This is a genomic window from Sodalis sp. RH16 (assembly GCF_047324245.1).
GTDB classification, from domain to species: Bacteria; Pseudomonadota; Gammaproteobacteria; order Enterobacterales; family Enterobacteriaceae; genus Acerihabitans; species Acerihabitans ligni.
Genome location: NZ_CP178737.1, coordinates 719,345 through 735,848, shown reverse-complemented (window position 1 = coordinate 735,848; position 16,504 = coordinate 719,345). Strand labels below are relative to the sequence as shown.

Genomic DNA, 16,504 nt, shown 5'->3' with positions numbered 1-16,504 from the left:
GGGCATGTATTTTGCTATGTTTCTCGTGGCTCTGAAGCCGCACCCCGTGACTGCGGTCTGCCAGAATGCTACATGCATTGCGTTCTGGCCGAACAGTCTGACAGACCGCTCCCACACCTGAGAGAAGAGTCTGTAAGGCACATAACCTCCGTGAAAACCGTGCCGGGTCCTGAACATGCCCCGGAGCTGCTGTGCAAACAGCTTAACCTCAGATCGATGGTGCAGATCGCAATGGCGGTACCTTAGGGTGCCGCTGTTTATTTATGCCTCTCCATTTTCAATTTTTTAGACCCGCTATATTGACTTCTCCCCGCCGCGGTTTAAAACTGAACAGGCCAATCGTTGTCTCTGACAACTGCCAATGTTCCGGTGATTTGAGAGGAACGCCTTCGGGTAATCACATGCCAATGCCATCACAACCTGAGAGATGGCGCTTTCGGGCGGTTACGTTAAATCTGTTAACCTTTGTAAACAGAGACCTTCGGGTTAAGGCCACCTTCACAAATTCAGCCAGTCAGTGACCTCGTTACTGACTTCCCTGCGGGAAACACTCTCCCGCACGGGATGATTGTTTCTCCGCTACCTGTTTATTTTCACTCCGGAGAGAACATCATGACTGCTACTGCAAATACCCCTGCTTCAAACAACGCTTCACATTCTTCCTCTCAGCCTAAGGCTGAATATTTCAATCTCAATGTTACCGGCATCGGATACCTTAAAAACATCCGCAAAGTGGCTGGCACCACCGGTGAATTCACCTGTGCCGTTATTAATGCCCTGACCGGCCCTACAGACAATGCGTCATACACCCGTTTTGACGTGACTGTTGCAGGCAAGGAAAGTGTTTCGCTCATCAATCGCTGCCAAAAGTCAGTGGATGAAGAGAAACAGGTGCTGATTGGTTTTGTCCTGAGCGGTCTTACTGCTGACGTATTTACCTTGTCTAAAGGAGATCACGCCGGTGAAAGTCGCCCAAGCTTAAAAGCCCGGCTTATTGCGGTCGAGTGGATAAAGATTGGTGGCGAGATCGTGTTCAAGTCCGAAAAACCGACCTCTACTCCGCCGGGACAGAATGCAGAGCAGCTGAAAAGCTACGCTGACAATTCATTCTGACCTGACACGGATACACACCCAGCTGGAACACACCAGCGGGTGTGTTCCTCTCACCTTTTTTAAGAGGAATTCAATATGTCCAGTCGCGGCGTAAACAAAGTTATCCTGATCGGTTTTTTAGGGCAGGAACCTGAAGTTCGTTATCTTCCAAACGGTATGGCAGTGACGAACATTTCATTGGCCACGTCTGAATCCTGGCGTGATAAACAAACAGGCGAAGAGAAAGAGCGTACTGAATGGCACCGCGTGGTGCTGTTTGGCAAGCTTGCTGAAATCGCCGGAGAATACCTGCATAAAGGTTCTCAGGTTTACATCGAAGGCCAGTTGCAAACCCGTAAGTGGACTGACAATGCAGGGGTCGAACGCTGGACAACTGAAATCGTGGTCAAACAGCAGGGCACAATGCAGATGCTGGGCAGCAACAATCGCACCAACACCAGTGGAAGTGGTCAGCCTGCAAATAAACAGCATTCTGCTGCAGCGCCTGCGCAGAGCGGGACACCTCAGTCACAGTCAGCGCCGCAGTCTATGGGCAATGAACCGCCGATGGATTTTGAAGACGACATCCCGTTCCTTGGTTATGGATATGGAGTATGTCGCGGCGCGCTTTACGGTATTTCCTGAGCAGTATTTTTACTCATTGCTTGTAAGCATCCACCCTGTGGGGAGAACTCCCCCAGGGAGATTCTCCTTTTTTATCGGAGAATATTTATGACTCACCTTAACCCTCAGTTTATCCACACGCCTTACGAACCCGGCGTTTCGCTTCGTGCCGATGTCTATGCTCGTCAGTTTTCGGTCGTTGTTGCAGGTACTACAACGTATCCGGAAGATGATCTTAACTGCGGGACTTACACCCGTGAAGAGACATACAGTGTTTGCACCGGTGCGACGCTGAGTGAGGTTATCACTCAAATTACTGACATCAGTCAGCGGAAAGCCTGGGCTTTCCGGGACGATGAGAAAGACTACTATGACGCTGAGTTAGGTCATGATTGTGGTCCGGTAAGCTTCTTTGCTCAGTCTGTTTGCATCAGTGACAGACTGGGTCGAAAAGTCCTCGGAGGGTGTATCCGTAACGGTAAAATTTTCTGGATCATCCCGGTAAAAGACAACGCTGCGGCAGCAAAACTTCATCAACAATGTGATGCCTTGCTTGCCGAGGCTGCTTTTGAAAGCGGGTGGGATAATTTTTCCACAGCTAAAACGCTCAGGCGTGAGGCCAGACAGCTTCTTCTTGCCGATGTAGCCCCTTTTTGGCGTCAGCATCCGGAAGTGTTAGCCCTTATGGAACCTGAACTTTTTGATGTTCAGGACCCGGAGGTTTTAGCCGCTTACGCTGTATGAAGCCTTGTGTACATTACTCTTCGCCAGTTTTGACTGGCGTTCGATTCTCTGACAGACTCACCTTATCGAAGGTAAAGTGCGCTGTTGGCGGAGGACACTATGACTAACCGTTATAATACTGATTTTTATGGCTGGACTAAGGAGCAGGCAGATTTGCTGCGTTCCGGCAGCCTGGGTCAGTTAGATACACAGAACCTTCTGGAGGAAATCGAGAGCATGGGCAATAGCCAACGAAGCGAGCTGGAGTCACGCCTTGAGGTTTTGTTCCTTCATCTTCTTAAGTGGGCTTTCCAGCCTTCCCATCGAGGGCGCAGCTGGCAACTGACCATTGCAGAGCAACGTCGTAAAGTTGCGCGTCGTCTTTCAAAAAGTCCAAGCTTAAAGCGTGAGCTGGATGAGATGACGACAGACGCTTACGGCGATGCCATTTTGTCTGCAGCAAGAGAAACAGGGATGGATGAAAACACGTTCCCAAAATCATGTCCGTGGTCGTTTGAACAGATCATGGACAGTGAATTTTATCCTGATTAATCCCATCAGTTTTTCTGCACGAAACGCCGGCTTGTCCGGCGTTTTTTTTATCCTTCTGCTGTAAAAAACTGTCTCCTCATGCACTCCCCGCTAATGCTCACGTCCTAGCTATCACTTCTGCTAACCCGGTTACAGGGTTTTTCTTCAGTTTTCAGAAAGAGTTTAACGTTGTCCCACTTTATGCCGTCGTCAGAATATCCGTCTCTCATTAGGAATACTCTTACGGTGAACATCGATGGCACAACTGACCCAGCATCCCGGGCGCAAACTGGCATGGCTTACGCTGTCACTGCTGACCGCCGGATGCACCAATAACGGCACGTCCACTGACGTGTTGCCGCGTATTTCCGCCAATCCCCGTGTCAGCGATATCTACCAGGGCCAGTCGCCCGAGGTGGTGCGCTATGACAAGTACACCCTGGTCAGCACCCGGCCAGCGGATGCGCAGCGTGATCCGTTAAACCAGATGGTCGATATTACAATGCCGGCGCAGTTAGTGCGCTCCGTCGGGGATGGTTTCCGCTACCTGCTGCTGGAGTCTGGTTACTCTCTTTGCCCGGCATCCTCTTCCGTATTTACCGAGTTGCTCAGCAGCCCGTTACCGGCCGTGCAGCGCTCGATAGGTCCTGTTCGTCTGAGCGAGGCGTTGCAGGTCCTGGCCGGCCCCGCATGGCGTTTACGCGTTGATGATGTCAACCGCGAGGTGTGTTTTACGCTTCGTGATGCTTATCGTGATTTCGCTCCACGCGCATCGACGCCCGTATCCTCCCGTGCACTGACTACAGTGACGGCTTCCCCGCGACTGTCGGGTAATCCCTTCACCGCTGCGTCAGTTGGAGTCTCAGACAATAATCCGGCTACATCTCTGCTTCCCGTGACCGCTGCGGGACAGCCAAAACCCGTGCTGAAACCGGAAAGTGTCCCGGTACCCTCTCCGGTGCTGACAACCGTGAAGAGCGGAACACTGGGAAGTAAATCAACCCCCGTTGGCTCGAAATATTCGCCTGCTGTGTCACCAACCAGGCAACCAAGGCTGACGGTGCAACCCCCAGCAAAAACGTCATCACCTTCTGTCGCGGCAGCGGGCACGACGTCTTTATTAACTTCCCAGACTTCCCCGGTGCCTAAAGCACCTCCTTTACAAAATCCCTCGACCTCTGCCTCAGGCCCGCTGTTTGTCCCAGGCACGCCGGTAACCGCAGCCCAGTCCGGGCAGCTGTGGCGTGCCGAGGTGGGGTCCACGTTAAAAGAGACGCTAACCCGTTGGGCAAGTTCGGCGAAGTGCGACAACGGCGGGAGTTGGGTCGTTATCTGGCCGGTATCACTCGATTACCGCATCGATGCGCCTCTGACGTTTCACGGCAACTTTGAGTCGGTGCTGGTTCAGGTTTTTGACCTGTATCGCCAGGCTGACAAACCGCTTTATGCCGCCGCCAGCCGACTGCAGTGCTTGGTATCGGTCAGTGACCAGCCCGGTCGTAACTAATGGGATACGCCATCGCCGCACTGGCCCTGATTTTTTTGCTGATAGTCGGCAACGTTCAGATCCGGGAGGCCTCCCGCTTTGAGCGTCAGGGGATCCAGGTGAATGCCAGCCGTCTCGCCTCGGACATGCTTCGGTTGGCCAGCGCGGTGAATGACTGGCGATACACCCGCCAGTTAGCCGAGGGGGCGCTTGCCGTTGGTCAGTTTGGCATTGTTCCGGTCCCTGACAGTCACATTCAGGCAGCAATTCAGGGAGGGAGACTTTGGGTCTGGTCTGGGGATAGCCCGGGCCTGGTCGACTCCCTGAACAGCCAGTCAGTCGGTTCAGCCCTGGTATGCACAGTATCGGGCGGACGTCTGAAAATGTCTGATGGTACCGATATGAATTTGTCCCTTCCCGCCGGCGTGGCGGAAGGCAACGTTGTTTATCTCAACTGAAGGAATCGAGAATGCTGAAGTTTTGCCTTTCCCGACCCGTTCTCCTCGCTGCTATCACGGCCGCATTGGTGATGCTGGCCGGATGTTCTCTCAAAGAAATTAATCGCATGGACCGCCAGGCGGATAGTGATGCGGATACCGCACAACGGATCACCCAAAGCCGAACGAATTTACAGCAAGCACCGGTGACCTGGACGGATAAGCCCTGGGTAAATCTCCAGCCTGTCATCCCTGTCGTGTCAACCCCAGAAGACAGCGCATTCCCTGACTGCGATATCTCCATTAACCGGCCTGAAGGAATGACCCTGCCTGAGATTGGGCAGCGCATCACGGCAATGTGTGGTCTGAGGGTAACTATTACACCTGATGCCTTGCAAGCGCTGGTCTCAACAGGTGGTGGGAGTATCACTACCCAGCAGCTGACGGGCAAACTGCCAGCACCGGATGATAATGGCAGAGTTCCTCTGCCCAATATTGGAGGACAAGCGCAGCAGGCCGCTTCTGTCTCGTTGACAGACCCGGTACTCACCGGCCTGAAATGGCAGGGCAAACTTCGCGGGTTCCTGGATATGGTGTCCAGCCGCCTTGGACTGTCCGCGCGTAATGACCACGGTACGATTGTTTTTTATCAGCTCGATACCCGTACATATCAGTTGGTGATCCTGAATACCAAAATCGACAGTACTGCGTCGGTTAACTCAGGTTCCGGTAATCAGTTGGGCAGCAGTGGCGGGGGAAGCTCAGGTACCTCAGGGGATATCAACTCGGCGCAAAAAACAGCCTATGATCTCAGCAGCAATCTTTATGATGATATCCGTAAAACCATCGATAACATGATCACCCCATCCAAGGGGCGCTATTGGCTATCGTCTGCCAGCGGAACATTAACGGTAACGGATACACCGGTCGTGCTCGACCGCATTGGTCGTTATATCGATTACCAGAACAAAGTTTTAAACCGCCAGGTGCAACTGAGCGTACGTGTACTCAGTGTAACGCAGACCCGTAATGAACAGATGGGACTCGACTGGGGGCTGGTGTACAAATCTTTGCATACGGCCGGCGCGACGCTTTCCGGTAATTTCACTAACGCTGCTGACAATGCCGTCTCATCAGGATTCTCCATTCTGGATACGGCCAGCGGCAGTGCGGCGCGTTTTTCCGGCTCACAGCTGCTGATCAAGGCCCTGTCTGAGCAAGGTAACGTCAGCGTTGTCACCCAGCTCAATCGTGCGACCACAAACCTTACACCTGTTCCTTATCAGCTCTCCAATCAAAAAGGCATTCTGACCAGCTCAAGCTCGACAGCGACGGCGAACGTCGGGGTCACATCCTCTATGCAAACCAGCATTCTGACGACTGGCCTGTTCATGACCATGCTGCCGTATATCCAGGAAAACGGTGATGTGCAGCTGCAGTTTGCGTTCAGCTATTCCAGCCCCCCACAAGTCGAAAAGTTTCTCAGCAAAGACGGCAATACCCGCAATGATGTCCCGACGTTCCAGCAGGAAGCGCTGACCCAAAAAGTCAACATGCGTGCCGGGGAAACGCTGGTTTTGACAGGGTCTGACCAGGTCACCACCTCAGCAGATAAACAAGGAACATTCACGCCGGGCAACTTCATGTTTGGCGGAGGGCAAAATGGCAGTACTACGCGCACCACCCTGGTCATTTTAGTTACACCAGTATTGCTGAGGTAATGATGAAAAATCCTAAAGAAAATCGTCCTTCACCGGCGACACAGCCCGTTCTTCTTAAGGGGCGCTGCGGATGGCTGGCAGGAGTACGCTGGGCAGATGAAAAGGGCGCCGGGATTGGTTTTGGACGCAATAACCGCGGCGATACCCATCGGATCCTGACGGGCAGAAAACCCAACAGGATGGTTGGCTTCGCCAGACCTGCCCGGGTCAGGCGTGGCGTTGGCCTCTTTTCGCTGGCTGCTGCATTTTTAATACGCGAAGGGGACAACAGCTACGGCATTTATCGTGTTGAAGAAGGCGCTGACCGCTGGGTGTTTTTTGCGACGGTCGGGGGGCGCCTCTCCGTCATGGGAGACGTGGTCGGAACATTGCAAGAGGTGAACGCTGCCCAGGAACGTTTCATTGAGTTCAATGAGCCGGGTGATGTGCAGCGCGGCTGGCAATGTACTGCGACGCCCGAAGCCCCTCAATCCTGGCAAAGCCTGAGCGGTTCATTAACTCGCCAGCAGCGTCGTCGCGTTCAACTGCGTCAAATCCCCTCTTTGCCAAAATTAGGCGCGCTGGTATTGCTGGTAGCAGGTATCTGCGCCGCGCTCTTTTACTGGCGTGATGATGCGGCCTTGCGGGCCAGGCAGGCGGCTGCGCTGGCCGAGTATAAAGCGCAGGCCCTGACGGCGACGAAGCCCAGTATTCCAACAAAGGCTGCACATCCGTGGGCCTCTTTATTGCCATCCTCTGTTTTTCTGAGTCAGTGCTGGTTTACCCGCGAGCCCCTGCCTGTTTCGGTGGTGGGATGGCGGCTTACCGCCGGCGAATGTACCCAGACGGGGCTGCGCTTGCGGTATGTGGCGATGCCCGGTACCACGGTGGAGGATTTTGCCCGCCGGGCTAAACAGATTTTTGGGCAGAGCGCGGAGTTCAACCTGAAAGAGGGCGGACAGAACGGGGATGTCAATGTGCCCTATGCTTCCAGCACTCAGCCCGTGAGAGATGAGGACGTACCCGACGGCAACGCACAACTGATGCGCTTTGTTTCTCATCTGCAGCGGCGCGACATCCACGTCCAGTTTACCGAGATAAAACCGCCGGAAGTCATCCCCGGTGCAGCCAATCCTCCTCCCCCTCAGGACTGGCGTGAGTTTACCTTTGCGGTCAATGCCCGTCTGGCTCCGGAGTGGATGCTGGCCGGCTGCGATGATACCGGGCTTCGTCTCTTCAGTATTGCCTTTACGCTCAGCCCACAGGGGCAGTTTGACTACACCGTTAAGGGGAGTCTCTATGCACAACGTTAAGCCCGCCTCCCGACTCTGGCTGCTGGGCATTTTTGCTGTCTTTAGCCCACCGTGCCTGGCGGCAGAAAGCCCGGTCTCTGCCGATACGGGGAATGTCACGATCGGCCAGCTCGAGGCCATTCAGTCCCGCAACTTCCTGCTGGAACAGCAGGTGCAAACCGCCAGACTCACGCGGCAGCTGCGTGAGAGCGAAAGTGAAATTCAGATGAGTCAGGCAAGCCCTGTGGCCAATGCCCCCGCGTCGCTGCCTTTCATCCCTTCAGGCTCCCCGACTGCGGGGGCGGAGCAGCAAGCTACCCGAGCACCGTCAGAGAAGAGTGTCCCGGCACCTGTCCGCCTTCAGGAGATTTATGGAAAGGGCGCGCAGCTGCGTGCCCGCATTGTTCTGCCTCAGGGTGGGGTGACCGAGATTTCTCCAGGCGATCAGTTGCCGGGAAGCAAGCTGACGGTCAAATCAGTCACCCTGAATGCAGTGAAACTGAGTGACGGGACAGAACTGTCCTTCTGATTAAGGAAAAACCATGCAACCGGACAGTGAAATTATGGATTTTGTGCTGGCTGAGGAGGTTCCCGACAGTCATGGGGCCGTCAGGCTGGTCATTGACACCAACCGCCGAACGGATCCTCGGGTTCAGCGCTGGGTCATGGATAGGGTCAAGGCCTATCCGTTGGCCACAAAAGAGTTTGTGTCACTCAGTGAGCTCAATGCCCGGCGTGACAGGCAGGCAAATAGCGGGGCCAGCGCGCGCTCTACCGGTCCGCAGATGCAGGATCTCAGTGCAACCCAGCAAAAAGTGCTGACCTATATGGGTGCCGCGGGACGGCTGGCGTCCTCGGATATTCACCTGACACTGAGCAAGAATGAAAAGATTACCGTCATTGAAATGCGCATACACGGTGAGCTGGAAGTCATTGACGAGCTGACCTATGACGAAGGCTTGTCTCTGGTATCAACGATTTACCGCTCCATGTGTGACTTGCTTTCGACTGACTTCCTTGAACATATTGCGCAAAAGGGCAGGGTAGCCTCGGAGTATGCCCGCCGTGCCGGGGTGTTTGGCGCGCGTTATCAGCATATGGCGACACCGGACGGGCTTTACGTCGTGCTGCGTATTATTCCGGACGACAGTGATAAAGTGCCTACTTTGGAACAACTTGGCTTCCTTCCCGAGCAACAGGCATTGATTGAAAAAATCCTGAGAATACCGGAAGGCATGGTGACGCTGACGGGGCCAACGGGGTCCGGGAAAAGTACGACGTTGCGCACCTTTAGCCGGCTCTGGCTCGATCGTACAAGGGGTAAAAAACGCCTGCTGACCATCGAATATCCCGTTGAGGGTCGCATTGCCGGGGCTATTCAAACCTCAGTAACACCCAAAAGTAGTGCCCGCGAAGACGTTGTTGAGGCCTGGGAAGACTCCAACGCCGCTGCTCTCCGCTCAGATCCGGACGGTATCGTGATCGGGGAAATGCAGGAGCGCAATTCCGTCATGGCGGCTATTCACGCCGTTGAGTCTGGCCACGTCGTTTTCGATACGCTGCATGCGCCCAGCGCAGCCGGTGCTATTCCCCGTATAAGTTCGATGGGTGTTAATCTTCAACTCATTGCCGATCCGCAAATCATGGTTGGGCTGCTGAGTCAGCGCCTTGTTCAGACTCTGTGTCCGCATTGCCGCGTTTCCTGGTCTGAGAAGGCCCCGACCCTTACGGCGCATGTCAGAGAAAGACTGGAGAAATACTGCAATGAACCCGACATTTGCTCACCGGAGCAGCTTTGGTTTCGTCACCCCGACGGCTGCGAGCATTGTCAGAAAAAGGTCGAGCTTACCGGACGCATCGTCAGCCGCGGCGTGACCGGCCGTACCGTACTGGCCGAAGTGATCCGACCCGACGCCCGTTTTATGAGCCTGTTACTGTCTCATGGAACCTCTGTCGCGCGGCAATACTGGTTGCAGCATCTTGGCGGGATCAGCCGGCGCACACATCTTCTGAGACGCCTGGCCGAAGGGCTTGTAGACCCGCTTGACGGCGATCTCGTGTGTCCGCTCGATGAAGATGAGCTGCTCGCCTGCGAGGTGCCTCATGTCTGAGTATTCCACCGTAACCTACCGCGCACAGGAGATGAACCTGTTAGAACGCGTTCGTTACGAGCTTGTGCGCAGGACCTTCACCGGGAGATACCGTCAACCCTTTTACGAGACGCTGCGTTTTCTGCTGGAAAACAAGAAATCATTCAAAGAGGCATTGACGATGATCGGGGAGGTGCATACCGATTTTGGCCGTCGCTGGCATCCTTATATCGAACTGGTGGAGGATTGCCTTGAAGCGCTTGCAGATAACAGCGCAGGCCATTCTCTGTCTGACGTTCTGGCCACCTGGGTTCCGCGGGAAGAGGCCGCGCTTATCAGCGCCGGTATCCGCAGCGGCAGCGTGCCTCGCTCTCTTGAGCAAGCCGACAAGTTGATTGTCGCCCGGCGGCGGATTATGGCACAGGTAATGATGGCCTCCGTCTATCCGATTTTACTGCTCTCCCTGGGCGCCGGCCTGCTGACAGTCAATAACCGGCTGCTTATTCCGACGCTCAGCAAACTGTCTCCTCCTGAGTCCTGGACGGGCTCCCTCGGATTCATGAACCAGGTGTCAGCGTTCACCACGGCTTACGGCAGCGTGGCTGCTATTGGTAGTGTGGCATTAGTGGGACTCGTGTTTTGGTCACTGCCGCGCTGGCGGGGCCGGCTGCGTCGCTTTGCTGACCGGCTGATGCCGTGGTCCATTTACAAAGATCTGCAGGGTGCCGTTTTTCTCATGAACATCTCTGCGCTGCTTGAGGCGGGCGTGCCGCATCTTGATGCCGTCAGAATATTGCATGATTTTGGCTCCCCCTGGCTACGTGAGCGGCTTAGTGCCGTGATGGACGGTATCAGCATGGGCAGCGGCCTTGGCAGGTCGCTGCGCGATTGCGGATACCAGTTCCCCAGTCAGGAAGCGGCCAACTACCTGTCGATTTTGGGACAGGGCGACGGCGCATCCACGCTTATCAGTCGCTACGCTGACCGCTGGCTTGAGCAGGTGCTGGTAGTGGTTGGCCAGCGCGCCAATGTCGCAAAACTTTTCTCTCTGTTTTTGATAATCACTTTCTTCTTACTCATGTTGGGCATGGTGATGCAAATTCAGGACATGACCCACACTTCTCCTCATTAAAGGACCTCTTATGTCAGCTAATCCGTTATCCCTTTCAGTTCGTCGTCAGCCTCATCGCGGGTGGGGCATTATTGAAAATGGAACGCTCGCCATCTTGGCCATTATTGTCATCGTGTACGTCGTCAGTAAGCTGTGGGGGTTGTGGACGCAGAAGGATGTGGCCATGGAGGTCACGAATTACCAAAGCATCATCACCTATGTCCGGGGCAATTTTAAACAAACGAGCGGGTATAACTTCACCAGCGCAGCCACAATGACTGGTACCGTGATTGCTGCTGGCGGGGCCAAGGGCATGACCATTCAGGGGGACGAAACCTCAGGGACTGCCACAATGACCAACACCTTCGGTGGTCAGGTGGTAATTACGCCTGTCGCGGCCAATGGCTTCAACAACGGATTCTCCCTTTCTTCTGCCAAAATCCCGCAGGATGCCTGTATTTCTATCGCGCAGCAAATGGGTAACGGTGCGTATACCAGCGTGAGTATTAACAGCTCGGCACACACAGACGGCAACGTGTCTGCTGAAACGGCGACTAAGGAGTGCATTAAAGACAGCGGTGGTACGGGGCAGAACACGCTGACTTTTACGGTTAACGGGTAAAAGTGCATGGCACGCGTTCTTTTCTTCCTGCTTCTGGTCGTGTGCCAGCCGGCGGCCGCATTTTGTTTTGATGCGGCCGGTGCCAAATACCACATCGATCCTCTTTTGTTAAAGGCCATTGCCCGGGGAGAAAGCAGCCTGAATCCCTCCGCCATTAACATTAACCGTGACAAACGGACCGGCCGTGCCCTGAGTGAGGATTACGGGCTGATGCAGGTCAACTCAACGCATATCCCGGAGCTTATTCGCGACGGGGTGATTACTCAAAAAAGCGATCTCCTGACGCGCCCCTGTCTCAATGTGCAAATCGGAACGCGGATTCTGGCGTCACATTTTCAGGTCTGTGGCATCAGCTGGAACTGTCTGGGCTCCTACAATGCCGGTTTTCGTAAAGACCGCCATGAAACGCGTGAGTCCTACGCCAACCGTATTTATGCCATCTACAAACGGATCCTGAAACAGGAAAAGGGAATAGTCATATGACCGAACCTGTCACAGTATTGACGATAGTGGGCCCCTGGCCGCTGTCGCTCCCGCTGTTTTGCCTTGCACTACTGTTCTTGCGTTCTGAGAGCGCTCAGGTAACGGACGTGATGAAGGATTACGGGCATCAGGCATTTTCTGAATCTGATGCGCGTGCTATCAAACAGCACATCTGGCTTCACGCCATTGCCCTGTGCGCAATAGTCATGTTGTCTTCACTCAGCAAACCGTTTGAGCTGATGACGTCGGTTCTTTTTGTCGTATTTATCTTTCGGATGAGCCTCATCGACGCCCTGACGGGATGGTTACCTCGGGATTTTACCTGGCCGTTTACTGCAGCAGGTTTTTGCGTTGCCTGGGGTAATCAGTGTCTTCCTGCCCATGCGTTAACGTCCTTCATTCTGTTCAGCTTCGGGTGGCTCATCCGCGATCTGGGAGAGCGTCTCGCTCAGCGGGAAGTGCTTGGGCTGGGCGACGTCTGGCTGGCTGCAGGTCTGGGTGCCTGGTTTGGTTCACCCCTCACGCTGTTTACTCTCATGGTGGGGCTGGTCGGTTTTATTCTCTGGCACGCCGGATCGCGGGAGGCCTCCCGCGGTGGTCCCCTGGGACCGTGGCTGGGTTACGGGGCGCTGCTGTGCATGGCGCTCAACGTTTCAGATCCTTTATTCATGTGGTGACGTATGGCGACAAATTCTAAACGTGTTCACCGCGGCTGGACGGTGATGAGTACCGGTATCGGACTGCTTATCCTCCTGGCGGTGGCGGTGTGGTCCATGGGGTATTACAACGATTATATCCAGCAACGCGGCTGGCAGGTCACGGCATCCCAACTGACCCGCTTCCGATCGTCGGTGAAAGCCTATGTGGGCCGCTACTATGACACTCTTCTGTCCGCTGCAGGAACCACTGCACCGGTGATTATTACCCCGCAGATGCTTAAAAATACGGGGCTTATCGAACCCGGATTCAGTAATACCACGGCTGACGGGCAGCAGATCAGTGCAGCGGTCACGCGCAATGCGACGAACACTGACCAGCTGCAGGCGCTGGTGATCACCCAGGGCGGAGAAAGCCTACCGTATGCCGCACTGCGACAGATCTCCGTGGATATTGATAGCCAGGGTGCGTACGTCTGGAAAAGTACCAATGTGACCGGCGCGATGGAGAGCTGGAGCGTGCCCTTAGCCAGCTTTGGCGTCAGTACATCCAGCGGGCACGTCGGAGCGCTTATCCCTTCTGATGAGCTGGGTGTTGCCCGGGAGGAGAGTGACCGTCTGTACCGTTTTTCGGTGACAGGAAAACCTGACCTGAACCGCATGCATACGAGCGTTGATATGGGGAGTAATAACCTCAACAATACCAATACGGTCAACGCGCAGACGGGAAACTTTAGTGGCAATGTTACTGCTGCTGGTACAGTTCAGGGGGGAAATGTGAATGCTATCTCCAACGTAACGGCCAATAATAGCATTACCGCTGGAAACGCCATCACCGCAGGCGGTGATATTCGCAGTAATAACGGGTGGCTGATAACCCGAGACAGTAAAGGTTGGCTCAATGAGACCCATGGGGGGGGCTTTACCATGACTGATAATGACTGGGTACGAGCCATCAATGATAAAAACATCTACACCGGTGGTCAGATCAGAGGGGGGAGCGTTCGTGCAGATGATCGTCTTTCTGCAGGGGGTATCCTGCAGCTTGACCAAATAAACAATGAGGGTTGGGGATGTGATGCGGGAGGTGTTAGTCATGATTCCACAGGGGCCTTGCTTTCATGCCAATCTGGAGTGTGGAAACGTCAAACTCCAGCATTTGACATTCAAACCGTGATTAGCCCATCTGCGTGCGCTAACCTAACGGTGGCTTATGCGACTTGTCCAGCAGGAACTAAATTAATTTCTGGAGGGTATCAACTGACGAAGTGGACTGAAGGTGGAGCTTACAACTCTCCAGACTCAAATTATGCAGATAATCCTGGAAATCGTTGGGTAATAACAACGCCGAATAATCAAGGAAGGCCATCATGTTATGCCGCAGTGGCATCCTGTGTTCGACAATAAAATGGCCTTGTGATTATCAGGCAGAAGGCCATTTTATTATCTGCCGACTTCACTGGTCGGCAAGTAAATTATCTGCTTTTCTATTTTGATCGCCTTTTTTACTTCTGCTGAAAAATAATGCTTCAATGTATCGATGTGAAAGAGTTGCTAATATCAACGAAATAAGAGAATAAACCACAAACCCAATTACTCCATCAGTAAGACCAGTCCACGCAAGCCTTTTTCCAAGGCCTGTGTTCATTAATGTATGGATTAAGTACAGTGAGTACGAAATGTTCCCAATGAAAATTAACCATCTCGGGGTGAGTCGTCTCAACCATGTATCATTCATAACCACCCCACTCATAAGGAATATCAGAGCTAAGCCAGATGATAACAACCCATGACCAATTTGCTTAAGGAAAAACAAGCTATATACGGCATAGAGGGTTACACATGCTAAGTAGGTTACTCTTAGTGGTGCCGGTAAGCGTTGTGCAAGAGGTACTAACTGAGCAATAAGCACACCGGAAATGAACATCCAACTTATTGGATTTGTGAGAAGATTTAAATAAGGGTTATTGAATTGATACCCTTCTGAGGATAAAGTGAATTGCTGTCCACTTATGATGGGTATAATAACAAGTGCGGTCATGAAAAATGACAGTAAACATAATAATGGTCTTTTAGTTAAAAGACAGAGCGAGGAAATTAAATAGAAATAAATCTCGTAATTTAACGTCCATCTAACACCATATACGCCGCTGTCATTAATATAGAATGGTGCGTTAGAGGTATATATTGGGCGGAAGGATAGCGCGCTGACAAAATTAGCTAATTTATCTGAATAATGAAATATACTCATGCCGCCAGATAATATGAAAACTACCAGAAGAATGATAAAGTAGGTCGGCATTATCCTTTTTAATCTACTTTTAATAAAGGTCAAGGATGCTCTTATTCCAGTGCCTAGTTTTTGTGCGGAGAGTGTAATGACAAAACCGCTGATAATAAAAAACAGGTCAACGCCGATCGCTCCCCACCCAAAAAGATAATTTCCGGTATTAGGGAATTCATTGTTTATGAGATATCTGAAATGGAAGAGCATTACGGCTAATGCGGCAAGTCCCCTAAAAGCTTGAATCGAATCATACGTCTTAACATTGTGCATGGTTTTTAAACTGCTATGTTGGCCCTAACAGGGTAAGGGCAATTTGGAGAGGCCATTATCTTACGAATACCCAACACTTCTTACAATAAAATTACATAGATTTTGATCTTTGCGGTTAAGTTTTGAAGCTTAACCCTGGAAATTTTTAGACAGTAATATTGAGTTAAGCATCGCCTTATTTCCTTGGTTTTTGCACCTTACACCTTTCTGAACCGTTGTAAGGATGATGTGCAATGACCTTCGAAACATTGCCAGAACACGAACCTGTCCCAGACCCCGTTATAAGTGAAAGCGTTGGTGAACGAAATGCCACTGCCGTTCGACGTTCCTCGTTCTCGCTTAGTCAGTCAGCCCTGCTCAAACGTACTGCCATCGGTTTCGCTGCCCTCTTTGTTATTGCTCCGGGCGTGCTCAGCGTCGTGTTGTATCTTCAGCTGAATAACATGGACATTCGGGTTAACTCTCTCGAAGCCGCATTCCGCAGCGGCCAGATCAGCCAGCTCTCATCGTCAGTGGCCGCGCTGGAAAAGCACGTTGCTGAGCAAGATGAACGCTTTGCGCTAAGAGCCGGCGTGCTGAAAGGAATGAGTGAACTCGGTAAAGTGCTGGACGGTCAAATCGCTGACCAGAACAAAAAAATTGACCTATTAGACAGTCAAATCAGTGAGCAGAAAAAAGCGCTTCAGTATGAGCTTGATAATGGTCAGGCGAGCGCTCTCGAGTTTTCCTCCCTCAAAGCCACTGTTGACGCCCTCAAGGCAAGTCAGGCTCAGAAACCACCCGCTACCGCTTCAGGCGGTGCGGTGACCGCTGGAAAAAAACATAAAACCAGTGTCTCAAAAAAGTCTCTGCGGTCAGCCAGAACTGTGCCACTGGCTGCGCCGTTTATTCTGACGGGCATTGAGCAGCGGGGCGGTCAGAATTTTGCTGTCATTGCGCCGCAGGGCGCTACGAACTTATCTCAGATGCAACTTTTGTCGCCGGGCGATTCTGCCTGGGGATGGCAGCTGCGCAGCATTGAGGGCAATCAGGCAGTGTTCTCTGTTAACGGTATACCACAGCGCCTCAGCGCGCAGTAAACAGGAGTCGTGATGAAAATC

General features: G+C 52.9%; 17 protein-coding genes. 16 read left to right on the top strand and 1 reads right to left on the bottom strand.

Annotation, left to right across the window (positions count from 1 at the left end):
• The first annotated feature begins 612 nt into the window (after positions 1-612).
• From ACL2XJ_RS03445 to pilV, 15 genes are all read left to right on the top strand, one after another.
• Positions 613-1,113, top strand: coding sequence for an STY4534 family ICE replication protein (locus ACL2XJ_RS03445; RefSeq protein ID WP_047609019.1), 501 nt, complete (start codon positions 613-615; stop codon positions 1,111-1,113).
• A gap of 75 nt (positions 1,114-1,188) precedes the next feature.
• Positions 1,189-1,737, top strand: a complete 549-nt coding sequence (locus tag ACL2XJ_RS03440; protein ID WP_187514540.1) for a single-stranded DNA-binding protein — start codon at positions 1,189-1,191, stop codon at positions 1,735-1,737.
• A gap of 87 nt (positions 1,738-1,824) precedes the next feature.
• A complete protein-coding gene (locus ACL2XJ_RS03435) occupies positions 1,825-2,460 on the top strand; it encodes a hypothetical protein (protein WP_187514539.1) in 636 nt (211 codons plus the stop codon).
• Positions 2,461-2,559: 99 nt separating this feature from the next.
• A complete protein-coding gene (locus ACL2XJ_RS03430; protein ID WP_047609022.1) occupies positions 2,560-2,991 on the top strand; it encodes a DUF29 domain-containing protein in 432 nt (143 codons plus the stop codon).
• 235 nt (positions 2,992-3,226) lie between these two features.
• Positions 3,227-4,477 (top strand): TcpQ domain-containing protein, encoded by a 1,251-nt coding sequence (locus ACL2XJ_RS03425; RefSeq protein ID WP_187514538.1) that lies wholly within the window; start codon positions 3,227-3,229, stop codon positions 4,475-4,477.
• On the top strand, positions 4,477-4,914 hold the full coding sequence (pilM, locus tag ACL2XJ_RS03420; protein WP_187514537.1) for a type IV pilus biogenesis protein PilM: 438 nt from the start codon (positions 4,477-4,479) through the stop codon (positions 4,912-4,914). The genes ACL2XJ_RS03425 and pilM overlap by 1 nt, the downstream gene beginning before the upstream one ends.
• 11 nt (positions 4,915-4,925) lie before the next feature.
• Entirely contained in the window at positions 4,926-6,614 is a 1,689-nt protein-coding gene (locus tag ACL2XJ_RS03415; RefSeq protein WP_413725609.1) for a PilN family type IVB pilus formation outer membrane protein, read from the top strand.
• Entirely contained in the window at positions 6,614-7,906 is a 1,293-nt protein-coding gene (pilO2, locus tag ACL2XJ_RS03410; RefSeq protein WP_413725608.1) for a type 4b pilus protein PilO2, read from the top strand. Before ACL2XJ_RS03415 ends, pilO2 begins: the two co-directional genes overlap by 1 nt.
• Positions 7,893-8,414 carry a type IV pilus biogenesis protein PilP gene (pilP, locus tag ACL2XJ_RS03405; protein ID WP_187514534.1) on the top strand — a complete coding sequence of 174 codons (522 nt, stop codon included), beginning with the start codon at positions 7,893-7,895 and terminating at the stop codon, positions 8,412-8,414. Before pilO2 ends, pilP begins: the two co-directional genes overlap by 14 nt.
• Positions 8,415-8,427: 13 nt before the next feature.
• On the top strand, positions 8,428-9,996 hold the full coding sequence (locus ACL2XJ_RS03400) for an ATPase, T2SS/T4P/T4SS family (protein WP_187514533.1): 1,569 nt from the start codon (positions 8,428-8,430) through the stop codon (positions 9,994-9,996).
• Positions 9,989-11,107, top strand: coding sequence for a type II secretion system F family protein (locus ACL2XJ_RS03395; RefSeq protein WP_187514532.1), 1,119 nt, complete (start codon positions 9,989-9,991; stop codon positions 11,105-11,107). The genes ACL2XJ_RS03400 and ACL2XJ_RS03395 overlap by 8 nt, the downstream gene beginning before the upstream one ends.
• Positions 11,108-11,117: 10 nt before the next feature.
• Complete coding sequence (locus ACL2XJ_RS03390; RefSeq protein WP_187514531.1) at positions 11,118-11,708, top strand: type 4 pilus major pilin; 591 nt, start codon at positions 11,118-11,120, stop codon at positions 11,706-11,708.
• 6 nt (positions 11,709-11,714) lie between these two features.
• Positions 11,715-12,191 (top strand): lytic transglycosylase domain-containing protein, encoded by a 477-nt coding sequence (locus ACL2XJ_RS03385; protein WP_047609031.1) that lies wholly within the window; start codon positions 11,715-11,717, stop codon positions 12,189-12,191.
• The gene (locus tag ACL2XJ_RS03380; protein ID WP_413725607.1) at positions 12,188-12,868 is read left to right on the top strand and encodes a prepilin peptidase; all 681 of its coding nucleotides are present in this window, start codon (positions 12,188-12,190) and stop codon (positions 12,866-12,868) included. Before ACL2XJ_RS03385 ends, ACL2XJ_RS03380 begins: the two co-directional genes overlap by 4 nt.
• A 3-nt stretch (positions 12,869-12,871) precedes the next feature.
• Positions 12,872-14,254, top strand: a complete 1,383-nt coding sequence (gene pilV / locus ACL2XJ_RS03375) for a shufflon system plasmid conjugative transfer pilus tip adhesin PilV (RefSeq protein ID WP_413725606.1) — start codon at positions 12,872-12,874, stop codon at positions 14,252-14,254.
• Positions 14,255-14,303: 49 nt separating this feature from the next.
• On the opposite strand, the gene ACL2XJ_RS03370 is transcribed toward pilV, so the two are convergent.
• Positions 14,304-15,404 (bottom strand): acyltransferase family protein, encoded by a 1,101-nt coding sequence (locus ACL2XJ_RS03370; RefSeq protein WP_413725605.1) that lies wholly within the window; start codon positions 15,402-15,404, stop codon positions 14,304-14,306.
• A gap of 233 nt (positions 15,405-15,637) precedes the next feature.
• Here ACL2XJ_RS03370 and ACL2XJ_RS03365 point away from each other — a divergent pair, with 233 nt between their 5' ends.
• Positions 15,638-16,483 carry a plasmid transfer protein gene (locus tag ACL2XJ_RS03365; protein WP_413725604.1) on the top strand — a complete coding sequence of 282 codons (846 nt, stop codon included), beginning with the start codon at positions 15,638-15,640 and terminating at the stop codon, positions 16,481-16,483.
• Positions 16,484-16,504 lie beyond the last annotated feature (21 nt).

Excerpts from the sequence above, each read along its gene's own strand:
- ACL2XJ_RS03435 (WP_187514539.1), top strand. The coding sequence starts at position 1,825 with ATGACTCACCTTAACCCTCAGTTTATCCACACGCCTTACGAACCCGGC.
- pilV (WP_413725606.1), top strand. The coding sequence starts at position 12,872 with ATGGCGACAAATTCTAAACGTGTTCACCGCGGCTGGACGGTGATGAGT.
- ACL2XJ_RS03395 (WP_187514532.1), top strand. The coding sequence starts at position 9,989 with ATGTCTGAGTATTCCACCGTAACCTACCGCGCACAGGAGATGAACCTG.
- pilM (WP_187514537.1), top strand. The coding sequence starts at position 4,477 with ATGGGATACGCCATCGCCGCACTGGCCCTGATTTTTTTGCTGATAGTC.
- ACL2XJ_RS03415 (WP_413725609.1), top strand. The coding sequence starts at position 4,926 with ATGCTGAAGTTTTGCCTTTCCCGACCCGTTCTCCTCGCTGCTATCACG.
- ACL2XJ_RS03440 (WP_187514540.1), top strand. The coding sequence starts at position 1,189 with ATGTCCAGTCGCGGCGTAAACAAAGTTATCCTGATCGGTTTTTTAGGG.
- ACL2XJ_RS03445 (WP_047609019.1), top strand. The coding sequence starts at position 613 with ATGACTGCTACTGCAAATACCCCTGCTTCAAACAACGCTTCACATTCT.
- ACL2XJ_RS03370 (WP_413725605.1), bottom strand. The coding sequence starts at position 15,404 with ATGCACAATGTTAAGACGTATGATTCGATTCAAGCTTTTAGGGGACTT.
- ACL2XJ_RS03400 (WP_187514533.1), top strand. The coding sequence starts at position 8,428 with ATGCAACCGGACAGTGAAATTATGGATTTTGTGCTGGCTGAGGAGGTT.
- ACL2XJ_RS03365 (WP_413725604.1), top strand. The coding sequence starts at position 15,638 with ATGACCTTCGAAACATTGCCAGAACACGAACCTGTCCCAGACCCCGTT.
- pilP (WP_187514534.1), top strand. The coding sequence starts at position 7,893 with ATGCACAACGTTAAGCCCGCCTCCCGACTCTGGCTGCTGGGCATTTTT.
- ACL2XJ_RS03380 (WP_413725607.1), top strand. The coding sequence starts at position 12,188 with ATGACCGAACCTGTCACAGTATTGACGATAGTGGGCCCCTGGCCGCTG.
- ACL2XJ_RS03430 (WP_047609022.1), top strand. The coding sequence starts at position 2,560 with ATGACTAACCGTTATAATACTGATTTTTATGGCTGGACTAAGGAGCAG.
- pilO2 (WP_413725608.1), top strand. The coding sequence starts at position 6,614 with ATGATGAAAAATCCTAAAGAAAATCGTCCTTCACCGGCGACACAGCCC.
- ACL2XJ_RS03390 (WP_187514531.1), top strand. The coding sequence starts at position 11,118 with ATGTCAGCTAATCCGTTATCCCTTTCAGTTCGTCGTCAGCCTCATCGC.
- ACL2XJ_RS03385 (WP_047609031.1), top strand. The coding sequence starts at position 11,715 with ATGGCACGCGTTCTTTTCTTCCTGCTTCTGGTCGTGTGCCAGCCGGCG.
- ACL2XJ_RS03425 (WP_187514538.1), top strand. The coding sequence starts at position 3,227 with ATGGCACAACTGACCCAGCATCCCGGGCGCAAACTGGCATGGCTTACG.